We start from the raw sequence: 21302 nt of genomic DNA, 5'->3' as shown, positions 1-21302 counted from the left end.
ATTCCATGGCAAGTATATTTTCAAAAATAGTAGATGGTGAGATCCCTGCACATGTTGTAGCGGAAACTACCGAATTTCTGGCTTTCTTAGATGTTAGTCCCCTTACCATGGGCCATGTCCTGGTGATTCCTAAAAAGGAAATTGATTACATCTTTGATATGGAAGAGGAAAGCTATGTTGGACTAATGATGTTTGCTAAGATTGTGGCTACAGGGCTAAAAGAAGCATTCCCATGCAAAAAAGTAGGCGTAGCCGTAATCGGCCTGGAAGTACCGCATGTACACATCCACCTGATCCCTATGAATGCAGTGAATGATATGAACTTTAGCAAAGAAAAACTGAAGCCTTCACAAGAAGAATTGGCGGAAGCAGCATTGAAGATCAAAGCAGCGTTAAATGAAACGACCGCTTAATCGATAAAAGAACAAGGGTGTTTACCCGAAATGAAAGGGCGTCTTTATAGGCGCCCTTTTTTTATGGAAAAAATCGCCTTGCGCTCTGGAAGACTGGCAGGTTCAGATAGGGTTGGGAAGGGGTTCGGTTAGGGTTCAGTAAGGGTTGGTATAGGGTAAAGGTATCCAAACCCTTACTGAACCCTATGTCAACCCTAAGCAAACTAGCCATTCATCCCGGACTGTTGGCCGGTTTTTGACCATAGCGATATTTAAGAGTAATTTCTTGTTTTTGGAAGGTAATGAAATGAAGGCTGCCCAAGAATTTTGGGCAGCCGATTTCTATAGGGGGGTAAATGTAGGGGCAGGTTGTTGTTGCTGGAAGCTGTAATTGATCCCCTCTGGGTTGGCTACCAGGTCGGCAATCAATTCATCAATCTGTGCATGGTCCACATTGGGCATGCAGATGATGTGGGAAAGGCCATTTTCTGAGGCCAGTTGCCATTTCTGACAAATCCACCTCGAAGGTGCAGGGAAAACTACCGTAATGGCGTTTGGATTGCTCCAGGCTTCTATTCCTAAATCTTTCAATCTGGCTTCCGCATAGGCAGCAATACTCAGACTGTGTAATGCCCTTTCTTTTAAGCCTTTCAGGCCTAGTTTTTTAAGGGTATACCAAAGGAATAACGGTGTATGGCCATTTCTGGAGCCCGTAATCGTGGTATCAACACTTCCAATGTAATCAATGGATCTTGCGATCCTGTCGCGGTTGGTTTTCTTGACAATCACTAATCCGCAGGGGATCGGTGATCCCAGGAATTTATGACCGCTAATGGCAATACTATCTGCGCCATCGGCAAAGTCGAATGCAGGTCTAGGCTCAATAAAGGCACTATAGCTGCCAGACAAAGCACCATCTGCATGAATGTAATGGTTCTTTATGGCCAGGTTTTTCAGGATGCCCTTGATCTTTTTCACATCATCTTTCGCTTCGGTCATTGTGGTGCCGATATTGGCAAAAATAACCACGGGAAGGTGTCTGTTCATCAATAAACTATTGTGGAGATCTTCATAATCCATCTCACCATTTTCCTGAGAACGAATGGCAATGTTTGGCATGTTTAGCAATAGCAGGTTCTTCTGTACACTGTAATGTGTAGAATCAGAATAGTACACCATTGCCTTTGGGTAAAGCTCTCTGGCCAGATAAAGGCCATATAGGTTGCCTTCGGAACCACCATTGGTCACGTATCCCCACCAGTTATCGGTAGGAGCGCGAAACAGGTTTGCAAAAAACGCAATGACTTCTCTTTCCATCTCTCTTGTATCTACCGCATAGGTGGATTCTGTAAAGGGATCTCCAAGGTTATTGATCGGATATTGTAAGAATGGCAATAGATCGGTATAATCAAAATCTTTAGCTACTGGATAGCCGAGAAATAATCGCGTTCTATCCTGTACTTTTTCGTAGAGGTCAGATAATCTTTTGTTGTCTTCGCTGGAAAGATGAGTTGTCATGGTTCTTTTAGGTGGTTCAGACTACAAATCTATAGATCTCCATTCAATTGACCTTTGATGTGGCTTATATTAGAAAATAAACACTTAATTTTGTAGATATGTAGTTTTATTCATCTTAATGAGGAAGAATTGCTGCAAAAATCAGAAAAACTAAACTAGATGGAACAGTTCGATAAGATGGATCAGCGCATATTAAATGCGTTACAGCAGAATGCAAGGCTAAATACAAAGGAGATTGCGCATAAGGTAGGGCTTACCGTAACGCCTACTTACGAACGTTTGAAGAAGATTGAAAAGACGGGGGTGATCAAGAATTATGTGACTTTGCTGGATCGGGAAAAGATCGGGAAAACACTGGCCGCATTTTGCAACGTGACCTTGCAGGTGCATTCTCTTCCTTTGTTAAAGAATTTTGAAGCGGCAATGACTAAGCTCGATGAGGTGATGGAATGTTACCACGTTGCCGGAACCTACGATTATCTGTTAAAAGTAGTGGTGAATGACATGAATAAATACCAGGATTTTTTAACGAATAAGCTGGCCGCAATAGAAAATATTGCCAACGTAAACAGTTTGTTTGTGATGACAGAAATCAAGCACAATACTGCCTATACGATTGATAAATAAAAGACTATTTAAGTTTTTCGTTGTTTTTATGACGGTCGGTATCTCTGATCGTCTTTTTAACGAGGTTTTTTTCCAGGGCGCTGGTCAGGTCAATTCCGGTCTGATTGGCCAGGCAGATCAACACAAATAGCACATCGGCCATTTCATCGCCAAGGTCTACGGCTTCATCACTTTTTTTGAAGGATTGCTCGCCATATTTTCTGGACATGATTCTGGCCACTTCACCCACTTCTTCCATAAGAATTGCGGTATTGGTGAGCTCATTGAAATAACGGATTCCTGTTTTATTGATCCATTGGTCTACGGTTTCCTGGGCTTCTGCTATCGTCATGTTATTCTTTATTTTTAGTATCCATCATAATGGTGACAGGTCCATCATTCACTAAACTGATCTTCATATCTGCACCAAAGATTCCTGTTTTGATTTCTTTTTGAAGGAGGCTAGAGAGTTTTGCAATCATTTCTTCATACAAAGGAATGGCTTTATCTGGTCTTGCAGCTCTGGTAAAACCAGGTCTATTGCCTTTTTTTGTTGCCGCGAAGAGGGTAAACTGACTGATCAGGAGAATATTTCCACCAACATCTGCAAGAGATTTATTCATCAGGTCATTTTCATCTCCAAAGATTCTCATGTTTACAATCTTCTGGCTAAGCCAGTCCAGGTCTTCTGAGGTATCGCTATCTTCAATACCCAATAATACTAGAAAACCAGTGTCGATATTGCCAGTAGTTTTTCCTTCTACTACACAACTGGCTTGGGTAACTCTTTGTATAATTGCTCTCATAGGGATTAAAAAGCGGGATTAAGCGCGGGTTTCGTTACCATGGAAAATACTCAGGTAACTTTCATACCTGCTGATTTCAATTTCTCCATCTTCTACCGCCTTAAGTACGGCACAACCTGGTTCATTGACGTGTCTGCAGTTGTTAAACTTACATTTGTTCATCAAGGCACGCATTTCTACAAAATAATGGCCTAGTTCTTCAGGTCTGATATCGAAAATACCCAATTCACGTATGCCGGGAGTATCAATCAGGTATCCGCCAAAAGGTAAGATATGCATTTCTGCAAAAGTGGTGGTATGTTGACCTTTGTCACTCGCTTCCGAGATTTCTCCGGTTTTGATGTGTCTATCTGGAAGTAAAGCATTGATCAGACTTGATTTTCCTACGCCGGAGTGTCCGGAAAACAGGGTAGTTTTATCTTTTAACAGGCTTTCTATTTGTGGGATGTTAGTCCCTTCTAATGCCGATACCGTATAACAAGGGTAGCCGATGTTTTCATAGATGTGCTTGTATTCTTCTAAAACGGCAAGTCCGTCTTCATTGAACAAATCCAGTTTATTGAAGATCAATACTGCAGGAATGCGATAAGCTTCCGCGGTAGCGAGAAAACGATCAATAAAACCTAGTGAGGTTCTTGGAGAAACCAGGGTGACCACTAAAAATGCCTGATCCATATTGGCGGCAATGATTTGCGCCTGCTTAGATAGGTTGATGGATTTACGGATGATGTAATTGTTCCGCTCATGTAATTTGTGAATTACCCCATTTTCTGAGTTTGGCTCCAGCTCAAAGTCTACCTGATCGCCTACGGCAATAGGGTTGGTGGTTTGAATGCCCTTGATCCGGAACTTCCCTTTAATACGGCAGTCGTATCTGTTGCCGTCTTCTGCCTGTACCTGATACCAGCTTCCTGTTGATTTTATGACTAATCCTTGCATATGATGGCGTAAAGGTAAGAAAATGTTTGTCGGGAATCAGGGTTTGCAAGTGCTTAGCTGTTGCTTTCCGCAAAACCGGGGTAAATTTACTGCTGTGTCGGCTTTTCCTGATTTTTGCTATTGAATATGAGTGTGTTAAGAAGATGTTTTTCGGAAAGTACGCTGTAGGGGGCTTAATCGTGATTTTTTTAATATTTGAGCAAATATTTATGTAATCATTTGTTAATTAGAAAAATATAACTTTACTTTACGGCATACAGCACTAAGTGTAAAAAGTACAATGTTTAATAATTCAACCATTATTTCCATTATTATTACCACCGGGATCTCTCGGAGGGAGGATAGCTAATGGGTATAAAATACTAAAAATAAAAACCACAAAAAGCGCCTTCCTCTAATCGGGGAAGGCGCTTTTTTTTTAACCTAAAACTATGAACATATTAAAATTTGGAGGTACATCTGTTGGTTCCCTGGAAAGCATTACTGCTTTGCTGGGCATCTTAAAGGAGCAGCAAAGCGCTGAAAATCCTATCGTCGTCTTATCTGCCATGAGTGGGGTAACGAATGCCCTGGTCGATATGGCAGAAAACGCAGGAAAAGGGAAGATTTATAGTGGGGAAATGGCGGCAATTGAAAAGAAACATTTTGAAGTGATCCGCACATTATTGCCTGCTGGGGCGCAAAACCCGGTACTTACCAAGCTGAAAATCTATTTTAATGAACTGGAAGATATTTTGCAGTCGGTCTATAACCTGAAAGAACTGAGCCTGCAAACGAAAGACCTCATTTTAAGCTATGGAGAGCGCTGCTCGGCAGTGATGGTTAGCCATATTGCGAAGCAAACTTTCCCGAATGCCCTATATGTAGATGGTTCTGAATTGATAAAAACAGACCATAACTTCGGACAAGCGAAGGTAAATACCTACCTAACAGAGACGTTAATCAAAGATTTTTATGAGTCAAATGCCGATAAATTATTATTTGTAACTGGTTTTATTGCCAGTAATGATGAAGGCAGAATTACCACTTTAGGAAGAGGTGGAAGCGATTATACTGCTGCAATCTGGGGTTCGGCCTTGAATGCACAGGAAATTCAGGTATGGACTGATGTTGACGGAATGCTGACTGCCGATCCAAGAATCGTGAAAAAAGCCTTTTCTCTAGCGGAGTTGAGCTATACGGAAGCGATGGAGCTTTCTTATTTTGGCGCTAAGGTGATTTATCCGCCAACGATGATTCCCGCTTTCTTAAAGCGTATTCCTATTGTCATCAAGAATACTTTCAATACCGATTTTCCAGGTACTTATATTAAACATGGTGCAGGGAGTTCAAAATTGCCGATAAAAGGGATTTCTTCTATCGATGAGATCAGTGTATTGAACCTTTCCGGTAGTGGAATGGTAGGAAAAGCAGGTTTTAGCGGACGCTTGTTCTCGATGCTTTCCCGTGAGCAGATCAATGTGATTCTCATTACACAGTCTTCTTCTGAGCATAGCATTACTTTTGCCGTTAAACCAAGCGATGCCTTGAAAGCATTGGCATTGATCAATAAAGAGTTTGAATTGGAATTGCAGGCCAGAAAGCTGGAATATCCAGAAGTAGAAAACGGTCTTGCTGCATTGGCCATTGTAGGTGAAAACATGAGACGTACCCCTGGAATGTCAGGAAAGTTGTTCCATGCTTTAGGTAGAAACGGGGTTAATGTAAGGGCAATAGCCCAGGGTTCTTCGGAATACAACATCTCTGTAATCATCTCTAAACCGGATTTGTCGAAAGCAGTAAATGCAGTGCATGATGCTTTTTATGCAAATCTGAAAAGAACACTCCATGTGTTTTGTTTGGGAACTGGGAATATTGGAAAGACTTTATTTGCACAATTGGAAGCACAAACGGACTTCCTGGCCACTAATAATGACCTGCAGGTAAAGGTAATGGGCGTTTGTAATACCCGTAAAATGCACCAGAATGTAGATGGTATCGCCCTGAGCAATTGGGAAGAAAACCTGGAAAGTAATGGTGAGCCAGCTGATTTGCCATTATTCATCAAAAAAATGAAGGCAATGAACCTGCCGAATTGTGTGTTTGTAGACAATACTGCGAGTCATAATCCAATTCAGTTTTATCAGGATGTGTTGCAATCGAGCATTTCTGTGGTGACTTGTAATAAGATTGGTAATTCTGCAGATTATGAGCAATATGTGGCCTTTAAACAGGCGGCAAGAACTTATGGTGTAGATTTTCATTATGAAACCAATGTGGGTGCGGGCTTACCGATCATCCGTACTTTAAAGGATCTGATGATGAGTGGAGACCGGATTGATCGCATTGAAGCCATCTTATCAGGTACCATCTCTTATATTTTCAACAATTATAAAGACGATAAATTGTTCCATGAAGTGGTGAAGGAAGCGCAGGATAAAGGCTATACGGAACCGGATCCTAGAGACGATTTGAATGGAAAAGACTTTATGCGTAAAATGTTGATCTTGGCGCGTGATGCAGGTTATCCATTAGAAGAGACTGATATTAAGATCGAAAGCATGCTTCCTCCGGCTTGTCTGGCTGCAGCTACAGTAGCTGATTTTTATCAGGAACTTGAAAACAATACTGAATATTTTGAAAAGTTAAAGAAACAGGCAGCAGAGGAGAAAAAAGTGTTGCGCTATATCGGGAAACTGGAAGCAGGGAAGGTGGAAATCACTTTGCAGATGGTAGATGATGGCCATCCTTTCTATATGTTATCTGGAAGTGACAATATTATTTCATTTACCACCGACCGTTACAAAGACCGTCCATTGGTAGTTAAAGGCCCTGGTGCGGGTGCAGAGGTGACTGCCGCAGGTGTTTTCGCTGATATTATAAACGTTGGTAAACGATGAGAGAATCTATAAAAGTTTTTGCCCCGGCTACTGTAGCCAATGTGGTTTGTGGCTATGATGTGTTGGGTTTCGCGGTGAATGAGCCGGGTGATGAAGTGATCATGAAATTAACTGGTGGTTCTGGAATCACCATTACAAAGATTACGGGAGATGATGGGCGTTTGCCATTAGACCCTAAGAAAAATACGGTTAGCGCGAGTGTGCAACATTACTTAAACCATATCGGGAAACCGGATACCGGGATAGAGATTGAACTGCATAAAAAAATGCCTATTGGCAGTGGATTGGGTTCCAGCTCGGCGAGTACGGTAGCGGGATTGTTTGCCGTGAATAATTTATTTGATGAATTATTGACTAATAAAGAGTTGGTTCCTTTTGCAATGAAAGGGGAGGAACTGGCCTGTGGGTATGGGCATGCGGATAATGTGGCTCCGGCTTTAATGGGAGGTTTTGTGCTGATCAGAAGTTATGAGCCTTTAGACATTATCAGTTTACCGCACCCGGATGATTTATATGCGGCAATCGTTTATCCTGAAGTGGATGTGCCGACAAAAGATGCCAGACAAATGATCCGCTCTAAAGTCTTGCTGAAAGATGCCGTGACGCAATGGGGGAATGTTGCCGGTTTGGTGAGCGGTCTGTTTTTGAAAGACCACGAACTGATTGGTCGCAGTATGACGGATATTTTGGTGGAGCCTACGCGTTCCATCCTGATTCCTGATTTCTACAAGATGAGGTCTCTGGCGATGAAAACCGGTGCCATTGGATTTGGGATCTCCGGTTCCGGACCTTCGGTGTTTGCTTTAACAAAAGATGAGGAAACGGCTAGATCCATCACCCAGAAACTTCAGCAGCATTTAAAAGGAATTGGCATCAACAGCCTTTCTTTTGTATCCTCAGTAAATAAAAAAGGCCCTGTTATTTTAGACTAAGAACGATGAAATTATACAGTACAAACAACCACGAATTAAACGTCGACTTCCCAACAGCTGTTTTTAACAGCATGCCTTTGGATAAAGGCTTATATATGCCGGTAAATGTTCCTTTACTGGAGCCGGAATTTATTGAGAACATCCATAAATATAGTCTGCCGGAGATTGCTTTTAAAGTGGCTTCCACTCTATTGGAAGGCGCAATTCCTTTGGATGATCTGAAGAAAATTGTGGAGGATACCATCAGTTTTGATGCACCAGTGGTGGAATTGGAAAAGGATACCTATGTATTGGAGCTTTTTCATGGCCCATCATTGGCTTTTAAAGATTTTGGTGCCCGTTTTATGAGTCGGATTATGGCTTATTTCTTAAAAGATGGGGAGCAAATGCTGGATGTGTTGGTGGCTACTTCCGGTGATACCGGAGGTGCAGTGGCACTGGGTTTCCTTGGGGTGCCCAATACCAGGGTGACGATCCTTTATCCAAAAGGAAAAGTATCCGAGATTCAGGAGTTACAACTGTGTACAAATGGGCATAATATTCATGCAGTAGAAGTAGATGGTACTTTTGATGATTGTCAGCATTTGGTGAAACAGGCTTTTTCTGATGTAGAATTGAATGAGAAATTGCGCTTAACTTCTGCGAATTCGATCAATATCGCCAGATTGATTCCGCAAACTTTTTATTACTTCAATGCCTGGGCACGCTTGCGCAGAGCGGGTAAGAAAGCGGTGGTTTTCTCGGTGCCTAGTGGTAATTTCGGGAATATTGCGGCGGGATTACTGGCTTATAAAATGGGCTTGCCAGTGCAGCAATTCATTGCGGCAACCAATGTAAATGATACGGTTCCTCGTTTTCTGGAGACAGGTGTATACGAGACCAGGCCATCGGTGCAGACTTATGCAAATGCGATGGATGTGGGTGCGCCAAGCAATTGGGTGAGGATTATGGATCTTTTTAAACAAGATCGGGAAGCTTTAAAAACTGTGTTGAAAAGCTATACCTATACGGATGAGCAAACGCTGGCAGGTATCCAGTCTATTTATGATCAGTATGGGTATATCGCTTGTCCGCATACCGCGATTGCAGCGCTGGCCTTACAGGACTATAAAAAAGAAAACCCAGCGCAAGATGCGGCGGGTGTGTTTTTATCTACGGCTCATGCCTGTAAGTTTCCAGATGTGTTTCCTGCAGCATTAGCGGCAAAGATGGAGATCCCTGCTTCCGTACAAGAGTTGGCACTAAAGACCAAACACGCAGAGCGGATGGATACTGCTTATGGTTCTTTTAAGAACTACCTGACTACTTTTTATGAAAACGCATAATGGCAATGTCACCCATCATGAAATTGAGGGTGCTGTCGCTGATTGAATAACTACTGGTTTTCTTTAACATTTCTAAGAAAGTGGCCTCTCCTTCACCGGGACAGGCCATTTTTGTCATGGCCATCGGATGGGTGAAATTGATGGTGCTGTCGTCCGCCACTAAAGCGCCGGAAAAAGAATTACAACTGGTATTGCCGCTTACTTTCTTATTGGTAATGTCGAAAGTTAGGGTTGGTTTTTTTGCCGGATACAATCCGTTAAAGGCAATTCTAGGGCCTGAAATATAATCCAACTCCCATGTTCCTCCTAGCTCAGACAAGCCACCATTTCCTATTGTTCCAGGTTTTAGGGTGGTACACGCAGCAAAACTGCTGGTCATGACGATTGCCAGTAAGATGATTCTTTTCATAGCCTTATGATTTTAATGATAGCCGAAAGGTACAAAGAGTATTCCAAAAAATACCGATCGGCTATCAGGAAGGCCTAAAATACAGCGTTAGCGATTTTTTTAGTAGGCTCTGGATTCCCCATTGTATAGAAGTGAAGAACTGGTGCGCCCATTTCTTTCAGCTCTTTACATTGGTTGATCATCCATTCTATTCCTACCTCTTTTACGTCTTTTTCAGACTTACAAGATTGGATCGCTTCGCTCAGTTCCAAAGGAATATCCAGGTGGAAAATTTTTGGTAAACTGATCAGTTGTTTACTGCTGGTAATTGGTTTTAAACCCGGGATAATAGGGACATTAATCCCGTTTTCGCGGCATTTATCTACCAGGGCTTTATATTTTTTATTGTCGAAAAACATCTGGGTAACGATGAAATCTGCACCCAGATCTACCTTATGTTTTAAGTATTTGAAATCGGTATCCAGGTTTGGCGACTCATAATGTTTCTCCGGATATCCGGCTACTCCGATACAGAAATCTGTCTTCTCTGAGTTCTCCATATCGTCGTGCAGGTAGCGTCCATTGTTCATGTCTACTACATGTTGTAACAATTCTGAGGCATAGGCATGACCATCCGGTGTAGGGATAAAAGCGTTGTCGCTTTTTCGGGCATCACCACGCAATACCAGGACATTATCAATACCCAGGAACTGAAGATCGATCAATGCATTTTCAGTTTCATCTTTGGTGAAACCTCCGCAAATCAAATGAGGAACCGCATCTACTTTGTACTTGTTCATGATTGCGGCACAAGTGGCAACTGTACTTGGACGTTTTCGGTAAGCTACTTTTTCCAACAGGCCGTTAGCATGTTGTTTGTAGATGTAATCTTCCCTTAAATAGGTCACATCAATAAAAGGAGGATTGAATTCCATCAAAGGATCTATGGCGTCAAAAATGCCTTTAATACTTTGTCCTTTGATAGGTGGCAAAAGCTCAAATGAGAACAGGGTTTTTCCTTTTGCGTTACTGATGTGGTCTACGATCTTCATTAAAATATTGCTTGTTAGGTGTCGTTATCTGTTTAATTAGTAAGCCAGGTTAGGGCTTAACCATCTTTCCACTTCTTCCAGTGGCATGTTTTTTCTACTGGCATATTCTTCCACCTGATCTTTGGTGATTTTTCCCAGACCGAAATATCTTGACTGCGGGTGAGCGAAGTAAAAACCACTAACTGCTGCAGTAGGATACATGGCATAGCTTTCTGTTAAGCGGAGTCCGATTCTGTTTTCGGCATCCAGCAATTCAAAAAGGGTTCCTTTTTCACTGTGTTCCGGACAAGCAGGATAGCCTGGTGCCGGACGAATACCTGCGTATTCTTCTTTGATCAGGTCTTCGTTGCTCAGTTTTTCATCCTTTGCATAACCCCAGTAATCTTTACGTACCAGCTCATGCATTCTTTCTGCGAAAGCTTCTGCAAGCCTGTCGGCCAATGCTTTTGCCATGATACTGTTATAATCGTCGTAGTTGGCTTCAAATTCTGCAACTAATTCATCACAACCAATACCTGTGGTTACGGCAAAGCCTCCGAAGTAATCTGCTACACCTGATTCTTTTGGTGCGACAAAGTCGGATAGGGCATAGTAAGGTTCTCCGGCCACTTTTTCCGCCTGTTGGCGAAGGGTGTGGATGGTTACTTCTTTACCTTCAACGTCCAGGATAATGTCGTCGCCAACGGTATTTGCCGGCCAGAATCCAATCACGCCTTTAGCGGTCAGTAATTTCTCCTCTACAATGCGTTTCAACAAGGCCTGAGCATCATCAAATAGTTTTTTCGCCTCATCACCAACGGTTTTGTCGTTGAAGATTTTAGGGTAACTGCCACGCAATTCCCAGGTATGGAAGAAAGGTGTCCAGTCGATATAAGGAACAAGATCTTCCAATGGGTAATCTTCAAATACTTTGGTTCCTGTAAATGCAGGGGCAGGAGCTACCTGATCCAGGTCGATCTGAAACTGATCTTTTCTGGCTTCTTCAAGGGTTTTAAAGCGTTTATCAGAGCGTTTGTTTAAATGCGCTTCTCTTGCTTTATCATATTCCTGTTTGATTCCCTCAATATAGGCACCTCTGGTTTCCTGATTCATCAGGGTACTGCAAACGGTTACACTTCTGGAAGCATCCAATACGTGAATTGCAGGGCCTGAATAGTTTGGCGCTACTTTTACAGCGGCGTGGATTCTGGAAGTCGTTGCACCACCAATAATCAGAGGAATTGTAAATCCTTCGCGCTCCATTTCTTTGGCGAAATGTACCATTTCATCCAATGAAGGCGTGATTAAACCACTCAATCCGATAATGTCGGCATTGATTTCTTTGGCTTTTTGAATGATGGTTTGTGCGGGTACCATTACGCCCATATCTACGATTTCGAAGTTATTACAGGCCAGTACTACACCTACAATGTTTTTACCGATATCATGCACATCACCTTTTACAGTGGCCATTAATATTCTTCCTGCTGAAGAGCTGGTGTTTCCATCAGGATTGTCCAGTTTTTCCTGCTCAATAAATGGAAGGAGGTAAGCTACCGCCTTTTTCATTACACGGGCAGATTTTACTACCTGTGGCAGGAACATTTTTCCAGCACCAAAAAGGTCTCCAACGATGTTCATTCCGTCCATTAAAGGACCTTCGATCACATGGATTGGTTTTGGGTATTTTTGTCTGGCTTCCTCTACGTCGGCATCCAGGTATTCAATAATTCCTTTTACAAGAGAATGGGAAAGTCTTTCTTCTACAGAGGTTTTTCTCCACTCTTCGTCTCTTACAATCTCTTTACCTTTAGATTTGATGGTCTCAGCAAATTCTACCAATCGCTCTGTAGCATCTTCTCTACGGTTCAGCAATACATCTTCCACGCGTTCTAATAGTGCCGGTGGAATTTCCTGGTATACTTCCAGCATCCCTGCGTTTACAATCCCCATATCCAGACCTGCTTTAATGGCATGGTACAGGAATGCAGAGTGCATCGCTTCCCTTACGGTATTGTTTCCGCGGAAAGAGAAGGAAATGTTAGATACTCCACCACTTACTTTGGCATGAGGCAGGTTTTCTTTGATCCAACGTGTCGCATTGATAAAATCTACGGCATAGTTGTTATGTTCTTCCAGACCGGTGGCTACGGTCAGGATATTCGGGTCAAATATGATGTCTTGTGGCGGGAAACCTACTTCATCCACGAGGATGTCGTAAGAGCGTTTACAGATTTCTTTTCTACGCTCAAAGTTATCCGCTTGTCCTTGTTCGTCGAAGGCCATCACTACTACAGCTGCGCCATAGTTCATGATCTTTTTGGCACTCTCAATGAATTTCTCCGATCCTTCTTTTAGAGAGATGGAGTTCACAATTCCTTTTCCCTGTAAACATTTTAATCCAGCTTCAATCACCGACCATTTCGAGGAATCGACCATGATTGGCAGCTTTGAAATGTCTGGTTCAGAAGCGATCAGGTTCAGGAATTTCACCATAGCGGCTTCGCCATCCAACATCCCTTCATCCATGTTGACGTCGATGATTTGGGCACCACCTTCTACTTGCTGACGGGCAACAGTCAAAGCGGCTTCATAATCACCACCTAAAATCAGCTTGGAGAATTTCGGAGATCCGGTGATATTGGTACGTTCTCCGATGTTGACGAAAATGCTTTCTGGAGTAACGGTTACCGCTTCCAGTCCACTTAATCTTAAATATGGAGGTACTGTAGGAATTTTTCTTGGTGCTATTTTTTTAGCTTTAGCAGCGATACAGGCGATGTGTTCCGGAGTTGTTCCGCAACAACCACCAACGATATTTACGAAACCATGCTGGATGAAATCTTCCACCAGGTGTGCAGTTTCATGCGGCATTTCGTCGTAAGCACCAAACTCATTAGGTAATCCTGCATTTGGATAGGCAGATACATAACAAGTGGCTTTTGCAGAAAGCTCTTCAATGTGTGGTCTCATGTCTTTAGCGCCTAAAGCACAATTGAAACCGATGCTGATCGGGTCGGCATGGATCACAGAGTTTAGGAATGCCTCTACGGTTTGTCCGGATAGGGTTCTTCCTGAAGCATCGGTAATGGTTCCAGAGATCATGATCTCTATCTTTTTACCGATTTCTTTCTCGTATTTTTTGATGGAAAATATGGCAGCTTTAGCGTTTAGCGTATCGAAAATGGTTTCAATCAGCAATACATCAGAACCACCGTCTACCAATCCACGTACCTGCTGGTCATAAGCGGAAACGAGTTCATCAAAGGTTAGTGCCCTGTATCCAGGGTCGTTCACATCTGGTGAAAGGGAAAGGGTTCTGTTGGTTGGCCCTACGGCACCTGCCACGAAAGATCTTCTATCCGGGTTTGCCGCCATGAAATCGTCTACCGCTTCGCGTGCAACTTTTGCACCGGCATAACTCATTTCATAGTCCAGCTCTTCCATCTGGTAATCCGCCAGGGAAATGCGTTGGGTACTAAAGGTGTTGGTCTCAATAATATCTGCACCGGCCTTAAGGTATTCGGTATGTATTGCTTTGATAATATCGGGACGGGTAAGGTTCAGCAAATCGTTATTGCCTTTCACATCACAAGGGTGATCTTTGAATCTTTCACCTCTAAAATCTTCTTCTGTCAGGATGTAACGCTGGATCATGGTACCCATGGCTCCGTCAATAATCAATATGCGTTTCTCTAACTCTGCTCTAATGTCCATTTTTTTATTTCTCCGGGTAACGCGCATTTGTTTATATCCAGACAGGAGTGTCCTGTCGGGTATGTTTTATACGCTTCAAAAAGCTTATTGAAAAGTCCGGTATCGGGTCGACTTTAACTTATCTTTCGGGATCCAATGGTCCGGTTCCAGTAGAATGTAGCACCTTGTAAGCACAGGTTGCTAAGACATCGCAGGGTCTAATCCCTCCGTCTTTCTCTATAAGCCCTGCAAAAGTGCAACAAAGAAAAATGATTTCCAAAAAAACAGCACTTAAAGCATATAATATTGCAATTGCCGGTAGTATTATCAGGCAGATCGGAATAATATTCTGAAAATCTGTGGGTTTGTGCTTCAAAATGCTTTGAAAAATGAGCGCTGCTTAATGGTTTCCTATAAGATTTAGGAAAGTATCAGATACGCAGAAGGGCCATCAAAAATTTGACGGCCCTTCTGCTAATGTGTTTTTAGATTATTTTCTATCTCCGAAGATTCTCAATAAGAATAAGAAGATATTGATAAAGTCAAGGTATAGTGACAATGCACCCATGATCGCTAATTTTTTACCATCAGCTTGTACGATAGGATCACCACTTTCTTCCAGACCTGCACCAATACGTTTCAGTTTTTGAACGTCATAGGCAGTTAATGCAGTAAAGATGGCTACACCAAAGAAGCTCATTACATAACTGAATGTTGGGCTACCTATCCATAAATTGATAAGACTGGCGATGAATAAGCCAATTACACCTACACCTAAGATAGGACCAAATTTAGTTAAGTCTAATTCTGTAGTATATCCTAAGAAGGCCATGATTCCGAAAATACCTGCTGCGGCACCAAAACAGGCCACAATAGATCCTGCGGTATATATTAATAAGATATAGCTTAAACTGATTCCCAATAAGATGGAGAAAAGTACAAATACTCCTAATAGGGCGCCATAAGAAAGGCGGTTAAAGCCAGCTCCCATCAGCATCACTAATCCTAGTGGGGCAAACATAGCGACATATCCTAAAATGGTATTTCTTCCAGTTTCTGGGCTTCTCAACATATCTAATGCTGCTGGTGAGCTTGATACCAGAAAGGCTGCCAGGGTTGATACACTTAAGGCAATGAACATCCACAGGAATACATTTGCGAAGAATTTCTTAGCAACGACTCCTCTTTGCTGCTCCACAAATACTGATTTGTGTGCCCATTCGTAATTATTGTTGTTATCCATTTTTCTTTTAATTTTATTATTTAAAGATACTAATTTGTTTACGTTCTTACAAAACCTATGCCCCAAGCCTTTTTGTCAGCGTTTCCTCTACTTTCTTGAAAATTTGCAGGGGTTTTAGGGTTCTCCATGCCAAATCGTCAAGCTGACCGCCAAAGTTGATGTAGTAATCGAGGTTTGCACTTCTGAATTCTTCGATTACATGTTCCTGGAAATTGATACCGCAAATCCATCCATCTTCAACATCCTGGAACCACTCTTCATAATAGCTGTCTTCGGAAGAATGGAAGTTCAATATGTTTTCTCCGATGAGAATAAATTTGTTGATGCCTTCATCTATCATGAGTTCCAGAATCTCTCTTTTGAGTAACATGATGTCGTTGTCTATAGCATCATTCCATTCTCCGATAAACTCAATAATCGCATAATTCCGCTCATAATCCGCGTACAATACTTTTATGTATAGGGTGTTGGAGCCGAAATCATCCCATTGGGGGTGGATTAAAAAGTTATACAGTTGCTTATCAAAATAGAATTCTGAGTATTCTGTATCATAAAATGGGGAACGTTCATCTTCTGCTGCGATGTAATCGTCGCGCCACAGGTAGAAAGGTTCGATTTCGTGCATATAAATTCCTGTTATTTGCTGCCAGCTTCTACTGCTTTACGCACGCTGCCGTACCGTAAAAGTAAGTCTTCTGCTTTCGCATAGTCAATATTTAGTTCTTCCATTACCATTTGTGTGCCACGATCTACCAGTTTATGGTTGGTCAGTTGCATATCTACCATTTTATTTCCTCTCACCCTTCCGAGTTTAATCATGACGGTAGTACTCAACATATTTAAAACCAGTTTTTGTGCAGTTCCTGATTTCATACGGGTAGAACCGGTCAGAAATTCGGGGCCTACCACTACTTCTACCGGGAAATCGCTTTCTGCAGCAATGGGGCCGCCTTCATTACATACGATACATCCGGTAAGGATGCCATGCTGACGCGCAGTATTTAATCCGCCAACTACATAGGGTGTAGTGCCGGAGGCTGCCAATCCAATTAAACAGTCTTTTTCATTGATCTGGTACTCCTGAAGATCGATCCAGGCTTGTTTGTCGTCATCTTCTGCATTTTCTACTGCTTTTCTGATCGCGGTATCGCCACCGGCAATAATACCTACTACCCAGTCGAATGGAACACCAAATGTTGGCGGGCATTCTGAGGCATCAACAACCCCCAGACGGCCGCTAGTGCCTGCACCAATGTAAAATAAGCGCCCACCATTGCTCATGCGTTCGGTTACTGCAGTTGCCAGTTTTTCTATTTTTGGGATCACTTTCTCCACAGCTAAAGGGACGGTTTGATCTTCCTTATTGATGCCCTGAAGAATTTCAAGGACAGACATCTGATCGATGTGATGATATGTTGATTCCTGCTCGGTTACTCTGATCATGTTTTTTTTGTTAAAATTGAGTATTATCTTTTTAAACGCGAAATATTCGCCTATGATATAGGTTCTTTGGGAACAAAGTTGCAACATTCTTGTTAATTCTTAGAAAGAGTAAACAATTGTTAATGATTAGGACTTAATTTACTAAATGATAGGGTTATTTTATAACTTTACGCAGCAATAAACCATGAAAAAGACCACCCGTAACCACCTTTTAATCGCCCTTACCTATTCTCTAACTTTAATAGGGGGGATGTTTGCTGGGTATAAGTTTTTAAAAGATCAGGGTTATAAGCTTCAAAAGCCATTGGCTTACGCGGCGGATAGCAGCAGGAAGGTCGATGAAATCATTCATATCATCAATAAAAACTACGTTGACGAGGTGAATGCGGATAGTATGCACCATTTGCCAATCGATAGTTTACTCCATCAACTGGATCCACACAGTGTTTACCTGCCTCCGGCTAAAGCCAATGAATTTGCAGAAACATTGGGCGGTAATTTTGAGGGAATTGGTATCGAGTATTACATTTTGAATGATACTTTATTGGTGACGAATGTGGTAAAAGATGGTCCGGCATTTCTTTCCGGGATCCGTCAGGGAGATAAAATCCTTAAAATAGATACCATGTTTGTGAGCGGAAGGGATTTGCCGAGAGAACAAATGATCGGTAAAATCAAGGGTAAGAAAGGAACTGCGGTGAAATTAAGTATCCTGCATCCGGGAAATCCTCAGCCAGTATTGCTTAGTGTGAACCGCGCAAGGGTAAAAGTGAGCAGTATTGATGCCGCTTATATGCTCAATCAGGAAACGGGATATGTGCGCATCAGTAAGTTTGGTGCCGATACGGACTCAGACTTTGTAGAATCTGTACGCAACCTGAAAGGAAAAGGAATGAAAAAGTTGGTGTTGGACCTTCGCGACAATGGGGGAGGCTATCTGACAGCTGCAACTGGCCTGGCCAATCAAATTCTTTCTGAAAATAAACTAATTGTATATACCCAAGGAAAACATGAGCCGCGTACCGATTACTTTACTACCGGTGGTGGGGAGTTTGAACAGGGTAAGCTGGCGATATTAATCAATGAAAACTCTGCTTCTGCGAGCGAAATTCTTGCCGGAGCGGTTCAAGACCTGGATCGTGGCATTATCATCGGACGCCGTTCTTTTGGTAAGGGATTGGTGCAGGAGCAATTCCCTTTTGTGGATGGATCTGCTTTAAATCTGACTATTGCCAGGTATTATACGCCATCGGGTAGAAGTATTCAGAAGTCATATAAGAAAGGCTATAATGCCTATCAGAATGAAATCGAAGACCGCTTCAATGATGGAGAGCTGACTTCTGTGGCTGTAAAAGATAGCTTGAAGAAGAGTAAAGCCTTTTTAGGAGGTGGCATCCAGCCGGATATCTATGTAAAAATGGATACCAGTGGTTTCAACAGGTTTTATGCGAAACTGATTGCCAAGAAGGTGTTGTTTGATTTTGTGTACGACGTATTGGGAAATCGTTATACAGGGCCCTTTTTAGAACAAAACCTTGCAACCTTTACCATTAATGATGCAGATTACAAGGATTTAGTTAAATATATTCAAAGTAAGAATATTGTCATAGAGCCTAAATTACTACAGGCAGCAAAACCTTTAATCCTGAATGATGTTAAAGTTTTGCTTTGTAAATACCACCTGGGTGATGCCGGTTATTACAAAGCACTCAACTTAAGCGATGCGATGGTCAAACAGGCATTATCCAGTTTGCAGTAATTTATAGATTATTTCTGTCTGAAATAGATCTGGATTGGTGATCCGGAAAAATCGAAGTTTTCACGAAGCTTGTTTTCAATGAAACGTTTATACGGTTCCTTGATGTATTGAGGTAAGTTACAGAAGAAAGCAAACATTGGTGAAGTACCATTGATTTGCGTAATGTATTTGATCTTGATGTACTTTCCTTTCAATGCTGGTGGCGGATATTTTTCAATAATCGGCAACATCACATCATTTAATTTAGAGGTTGGAACTTTCTTTCCTCTGTTTTTGTGTACTTCCAAAGCAGTTTCAATTGCCTGATGAATACGTTGTTTGTTGATTACTGAGGTGAAAACGATCGGTACGTCAGTGAATGGTTGCAATTTAGTACGAATCTGATCTTCAAAAATCTTAGTGGTCTTGCTGTCTTTTTCTACTAAATCCCATTTGTTTACCAGGATCACGATACCTTTTTTGTTTTTCTCAGCCAGGTGGAAAATGTTAACGTCTTGCGATTCTAACCCTTCCATTGCGTCGATCATTAAGATCACGACATCAGCTTCTTCCAAAGCTTTGATGGTACGCATTACAGAATAAAACTCAATGTTCTCTTTTACTTTGGTTTTCTTACGAAGCCCTGCAGTATCGATGAACATGAATTCATGTCCAAATTGATTGTAGTGGATATGTATAGAATCTCTTGTTGTTCCAGCGATTGGCGTTACAATATTTCTTTCTCTACCAATCAGTGCATTGATTAGTGATGATTTTCCAACGTTAGGTCTGCCAACAATAGTAAGTTTAGGCAATGTATTCTCTTCTTCTACTATATCTTCGAAGTGTTTGATGACATCATCTAATAAATCACCTGTTCCAGAACCGGTCATAGAAGAGATCGGGTAGATCTCACCTAAACCAAATCCGTAAAATACGGAAGCATCATTTTGTAATTGAGTATTGTCTACTTTATTTACAACGATGAATACAGGTTTATTGCTGCGTCTAAGTAACTGTGCAATTTCGTCATCCAGGTCGGTAATGCCGGTTACGACATCCACCATAAACAACAATACAGTTGCTTCTTCGATTGCAATAACCACTTGTTCGCGGATAGCTGCTTCAAATAAATCTTCGGAATTGGCTACATAGCCTCCGGTATCAATAACAGTAAACTGCTTATCAGTCCATTCTGCCGATCCGTAATGACGATCACGGGTTACACCGCTAAAATCATCAACAATGGCTTTACGACTCTCTGTTAAGCGGTTAAATAGGGTAGATTTGCCTACGTTTGGTCTTCCGACGATTGCGATAATGTTGCTCATGTGTATGTATGAATTGTATTAATTATTAAGGGGTTGCAAAGGTAAGCTTAATTTTCGTACCCGAAACTTTTTAAATAGTTCTTTTTACTACGCCAGTCTGGAACCACCTTTACAAAGGTCTCTAAAAAGACTTTTTGATCCAGGAATTTCTCGATATCCTTACGGGCCTCAGTACCAACCTTTTTAAGCATTGCTCCACCTTTACCAATCAGGATATTTTTCTGAGAATCACGTTCTACGATGATCTCTGCGCTAATCCTGGTGATTTTTTCTTCTTCTTTGAATGAAGTAATTACTACTTCTGTACTATATGGAATCTCTTTCTGGTAGTTGTTGAAGATCTTTTCTCTGATGATTTCTGAAACGAAGAACCTTTGTGTGCGGTCTGTCAAATCTTCTTTATCATAGAAAGGAGCATGTTCCGGTAATTGATTCAATACCGTTTCCATAATACCATCCAGGTTATATAGGTGTAATGCAGAGATGGCATATATATGTTTAGGATTTAGCTTCTCCTGCCAGAAGGCCATTTTGGCTTCTACCTCTTCTTGAGTAGCATTGTCGATCTTATTGATCAGGACAATCATTGGGATCGTAGTATCAATGATCTTATCTAATACATCGTTCTCATCATGTGTTTCGTTAATGTCGGTAACGAACAGAATAAGATCTGCATCAGTAAGCGCTCCTTTTACAGAACTCATCATGGAATCTTGTAAACCATAACGCGGTTTTATGATCCCCGGAGTGTCCGAAAATACGATTTGATAATTTTCTTCATTGACGATTCCCAGAATACGGTGACGGGTAGTCTGAGCTTTCGGAGTAATGATAGAAAGCTTTTCACCCACCAGGGCATTCATTAACGTTGATTTACCCGCATTGGGCTTACCAATTATACTTACAAAACCTGCTTTATGTGACATGAAAATATTTTTTGAAATAAATTTGCACCACAAAGAAACGAATTATATCTTTGCATTCCAATTCGGAGGAAGAGTTAACCAATTAATTAACACAATCGGAATTGTATAT

Annotated in this window: 18 protein-coding genes and 1 riboswitch; of the genes, 6 read left to right on the top strand and 12 right to left on the bottom strand. The window is 41.7% G+C overall.

Annotated elements, in window-relative coordinates; translation table 11 throughout:
- Positions 1–5: 5 nt before the first annotated feature.
- Positions 6–413, top strand: coding sequence for an HIT family protein (locus R2S10_RS11525; RefSeq protein WP_316840592.1), 408 nt, complete (start codon positions 6–8; stop codon positions 411–413).
- Between the two features lie 321 nt (positions 414–734).
- Here R2S10_RS11525 and R2S10_RS11520 read toward each other — a convergent pair whose 3' ends face one another.
- The gene (locus R2S10_RS11520; RefSeq protein ID WP_316840591.1) at positions 735–1910 is read right to left on the bottom strand and encodes a histidine decarboxylase; all 1176 of its coding nucleotides are present in this window, start codon (positions 1908–1910) and stop codon (positions 735–737) included.
- A 159-nt stretch (positions 1911–2069) separates the two neighbouring features.
- On the opposite strand from R2S10_RS11520, the gene R2S10_RS11515 reads away from it, so the two are divergent.
- Positions 2070–2537 (top strand): Lrp/AsnC family transcriptional regulator, encoded by a 468-nt coding sequence (locus R2S10_RS11515; protein ID WP_316840590.1) that lies wholly within the window; start codon positions 2070–2072, stop codon positions 2535–2537.
- Positions 2538–2541: 4 nt separating this feature from the next.
- Here R2S10_RS11515 and R2S10_RS11510 read toward each other — a convergent pair whose 3' ends face one another.
- Genes R2S10_RS11510 through rsgA form a run of 3 tightly spaced genes read right to left on the bottom strand, consistent with a single transcriptional unit; the run spans position 2542 to position 4261 of the window.
- The gene (locus R2S10_RS11510; protein ID WP_316840589.1) at positions 2542–2868 is read right to left on the bottom strand and encodes a nucleotide pyrophosphohydrolase; all 327 of its coding nucleotides are present in this window, start codon (positions 2866–2868) and stop codon (positions 2542–2544) included.
- Between the two features lies 1 nt (position 2869).
- Positions 2870–3322, bottom strand: coding sequence for a D-aminoacyl-tRNA deacylase (gene dtd / locus R2S10_RS11505; RefSeq protein WP_316840588.1), 453 nt, complete (start codon positions 3320–3322; stop codon positions 2870–2872).
- An 18-nt stretch (positions 3323–3340) separates the two neighbouring features.
- Positions 3341–4261, bottom strand: coding sequence for a ribosome small subunit-dependent GTPase A (gene rsgA / locus R2S10_RS11500; protein ID WP_316840587.1), 921 nt, complete (start codon positions 4259–4261; stop codon positions 3341–3343).
- A gap of 431 nt (positions 4262–4692) precedes the next feature.
- Here rsgA and thrA point away from each other — a divergent pair, with 431 nt between their 5' ends.
- The 3 genes from thrA to thrC are packed head-to-tail and all read left to right on the top strand — an operon-like array spanning position 4693 to position 9397.
- The gene (gene thrA / locus R2S10_RS11495; RefSeq protein WP_316840586.1) at positions 4693–7140 is read left to right on the top strand and encodes a bifunctional aspartate kinase/homoserine dehydrogenase I; all 2448 of its coding nucleotides are present in this window, start codon (positions 4693–4695) and stop codon (positions 7138–7140) included.
- Entirely contained in the window at positions 7137–8072 is a 936-nt protein-coding gene (locus tag R2S10_RS11490; RefSeq protein WP_316840585.1) for a homoserine kinase, read from the top strand. The genes thrA and R2S10_RS11490 overlap by 4 nt, the downstream gene beginning before the upstream one ends.
- Positions 8073–8077: 5 nt before the next feature.
- Entirely contained in the window at positions 8078–9397 is a 1320-nt protein-coding gene (thrC, locus tag R2S10_RS11485; RefSeq protein WP_316840584.1) for a threonine synthase, read from the top strand.
- Here thrC and R2S10_RS11480 read toward each other — a convergent pair.
- The 6 genes from R2S10_RS11480 to murQ form a co-directional block, all read right to left on the bottom strand.
- Complete coding sequence (locus R2S10_RS11480; RefSeq protein ID WP_316840583.1) at positions 9375–9806, bottom strand: META domain-containing protein; 432 nt, start codon at positions 9804–9806, stop codon at positions 9375–9377. The two genes, thrC and R2S10_RS11480, sit on opposite strands and share 23 nt — an antisense overlap.
- A gap of 74 nt (positions 9807–9880) precedes the next feature.
- Positions 9881–10837, bottom strand: a complete 957-nt coding sequence (locus R2S10_RS11475) for a methylenetetrahydrofolate reductase (RefSeq protein WP_316840582.1) — start codon at positions 10835–10837, stop codon at positions 9881–9883.
- A gap of 36 nt (positions 10838–10873) precedes the next feature.
- The gene (gene metH / locus R2S10_RS11470; protein ID WP_316840581.1) at positions 10874–14560 is read right to left on the bottom strand and encodes a methionine synthase; all 3687 of its coding nucleotides are present in this window, start codon (positions 14558–14560) and stop codon (positions 10874–10876) included.
- A gap of 88 nt (positions 14561–14648) precedes the next feature.
- Positions 14649–14758: riboswitch (SAM riboswitch) on the bottom strand.
- A gap of 244 nt (positions 14759–15002) precedes the next feature.
- The gene (locus tag R2S10_RS11465; RefSeq protein ID WP_316840580.1) at positions 15003–15755 is read right to left on the bottom strand and encodes a Bax inhibitor-1/YccA family protein; all 753 of its coding nucleotides are present in this window, start codon (positions 15753–15755) and stop codon (positions 15003–15005) included.
- Between the two features lie 55 nt (positions 15756–15810).
- Complete coding sequence (locus R2S10_RS11460) at positions 15811–16380, bottom strand: hypothetical protein (RefSeq protein ID WP_316840579.1); 570 nt, start codon at positions 16378–16380, stop codon at positions 15811–15813.
- A gap of 11 nt (positions 16381–16391) precedes the next feature.
- The gene (gene murQ, locus R2S10_RS11455; RefSeq protein WP_316840578.1) at positions 16392–17198 is read right to left on the bottom strand and encodes an N-acetylmuramic acid 6-phosphate etherase; all 807 of its coding nucleotides are present in this window, start codon (positions 17196–17198) and stop codon (positions 16392–16394) included.
- Between the two features lie 184 nt (positions 17199–17382).
- Between murQ and R2S10_RS11450 the strand changes: the two genes are divergently transcribed.
- Complete coding sequence (locus R2S10_RS11450) at positions 17383–18957, top strand: S41 family peptidase (protein WP_316840577.1); 1575 nt, start codon at positions 17383–17385, stop codon at positions 18955–18957.
- 8 nt (positions 18958–18965) lie between these two features.
- Here the strand turns inward: R2S10_RS11450 and der are convergent, their stop codons facing one another.
- Positions 18966–20267, bottom strand: coding sequence for a ribosome biogenesis GTPase Der (gene der / locus R2S10_RS11445; RefSeq protein ID WP_316840576.1), 1302 nt, complete (start codon positions 20265–20267; stop codon positions 18966–18968).
- 47 nt (positions 20268–20314) lie between these two features.
- Positions 20315–21193: a GTPase Era gene (gene era / locus R2S10_RS11440; RefSeq protein ID WP_316840575.1), complete on the bottom strand. Its 879-nt coding sequence runs from the start codon at positions 21191–21193 to the stop codon at positions 20315–20317.
- Between the last annotated feature and the right edge of the window lie 109 nt (positions 21194–21302).

The organism is Pedobacter gandavensis (assembly GCF_032678745.1).
Classification (GTDB): Bacteria; Bacteroidota; Bacteroidia; order Sphingobacteriales; family Sphingobacteriaceae; genus Pedobacter; species Pedobacter gandavensis_C.
Note: the sequence above shows the minus strand (reverse complement) of the source record. Positions and strands in the feature narration are given on the sequence as shown.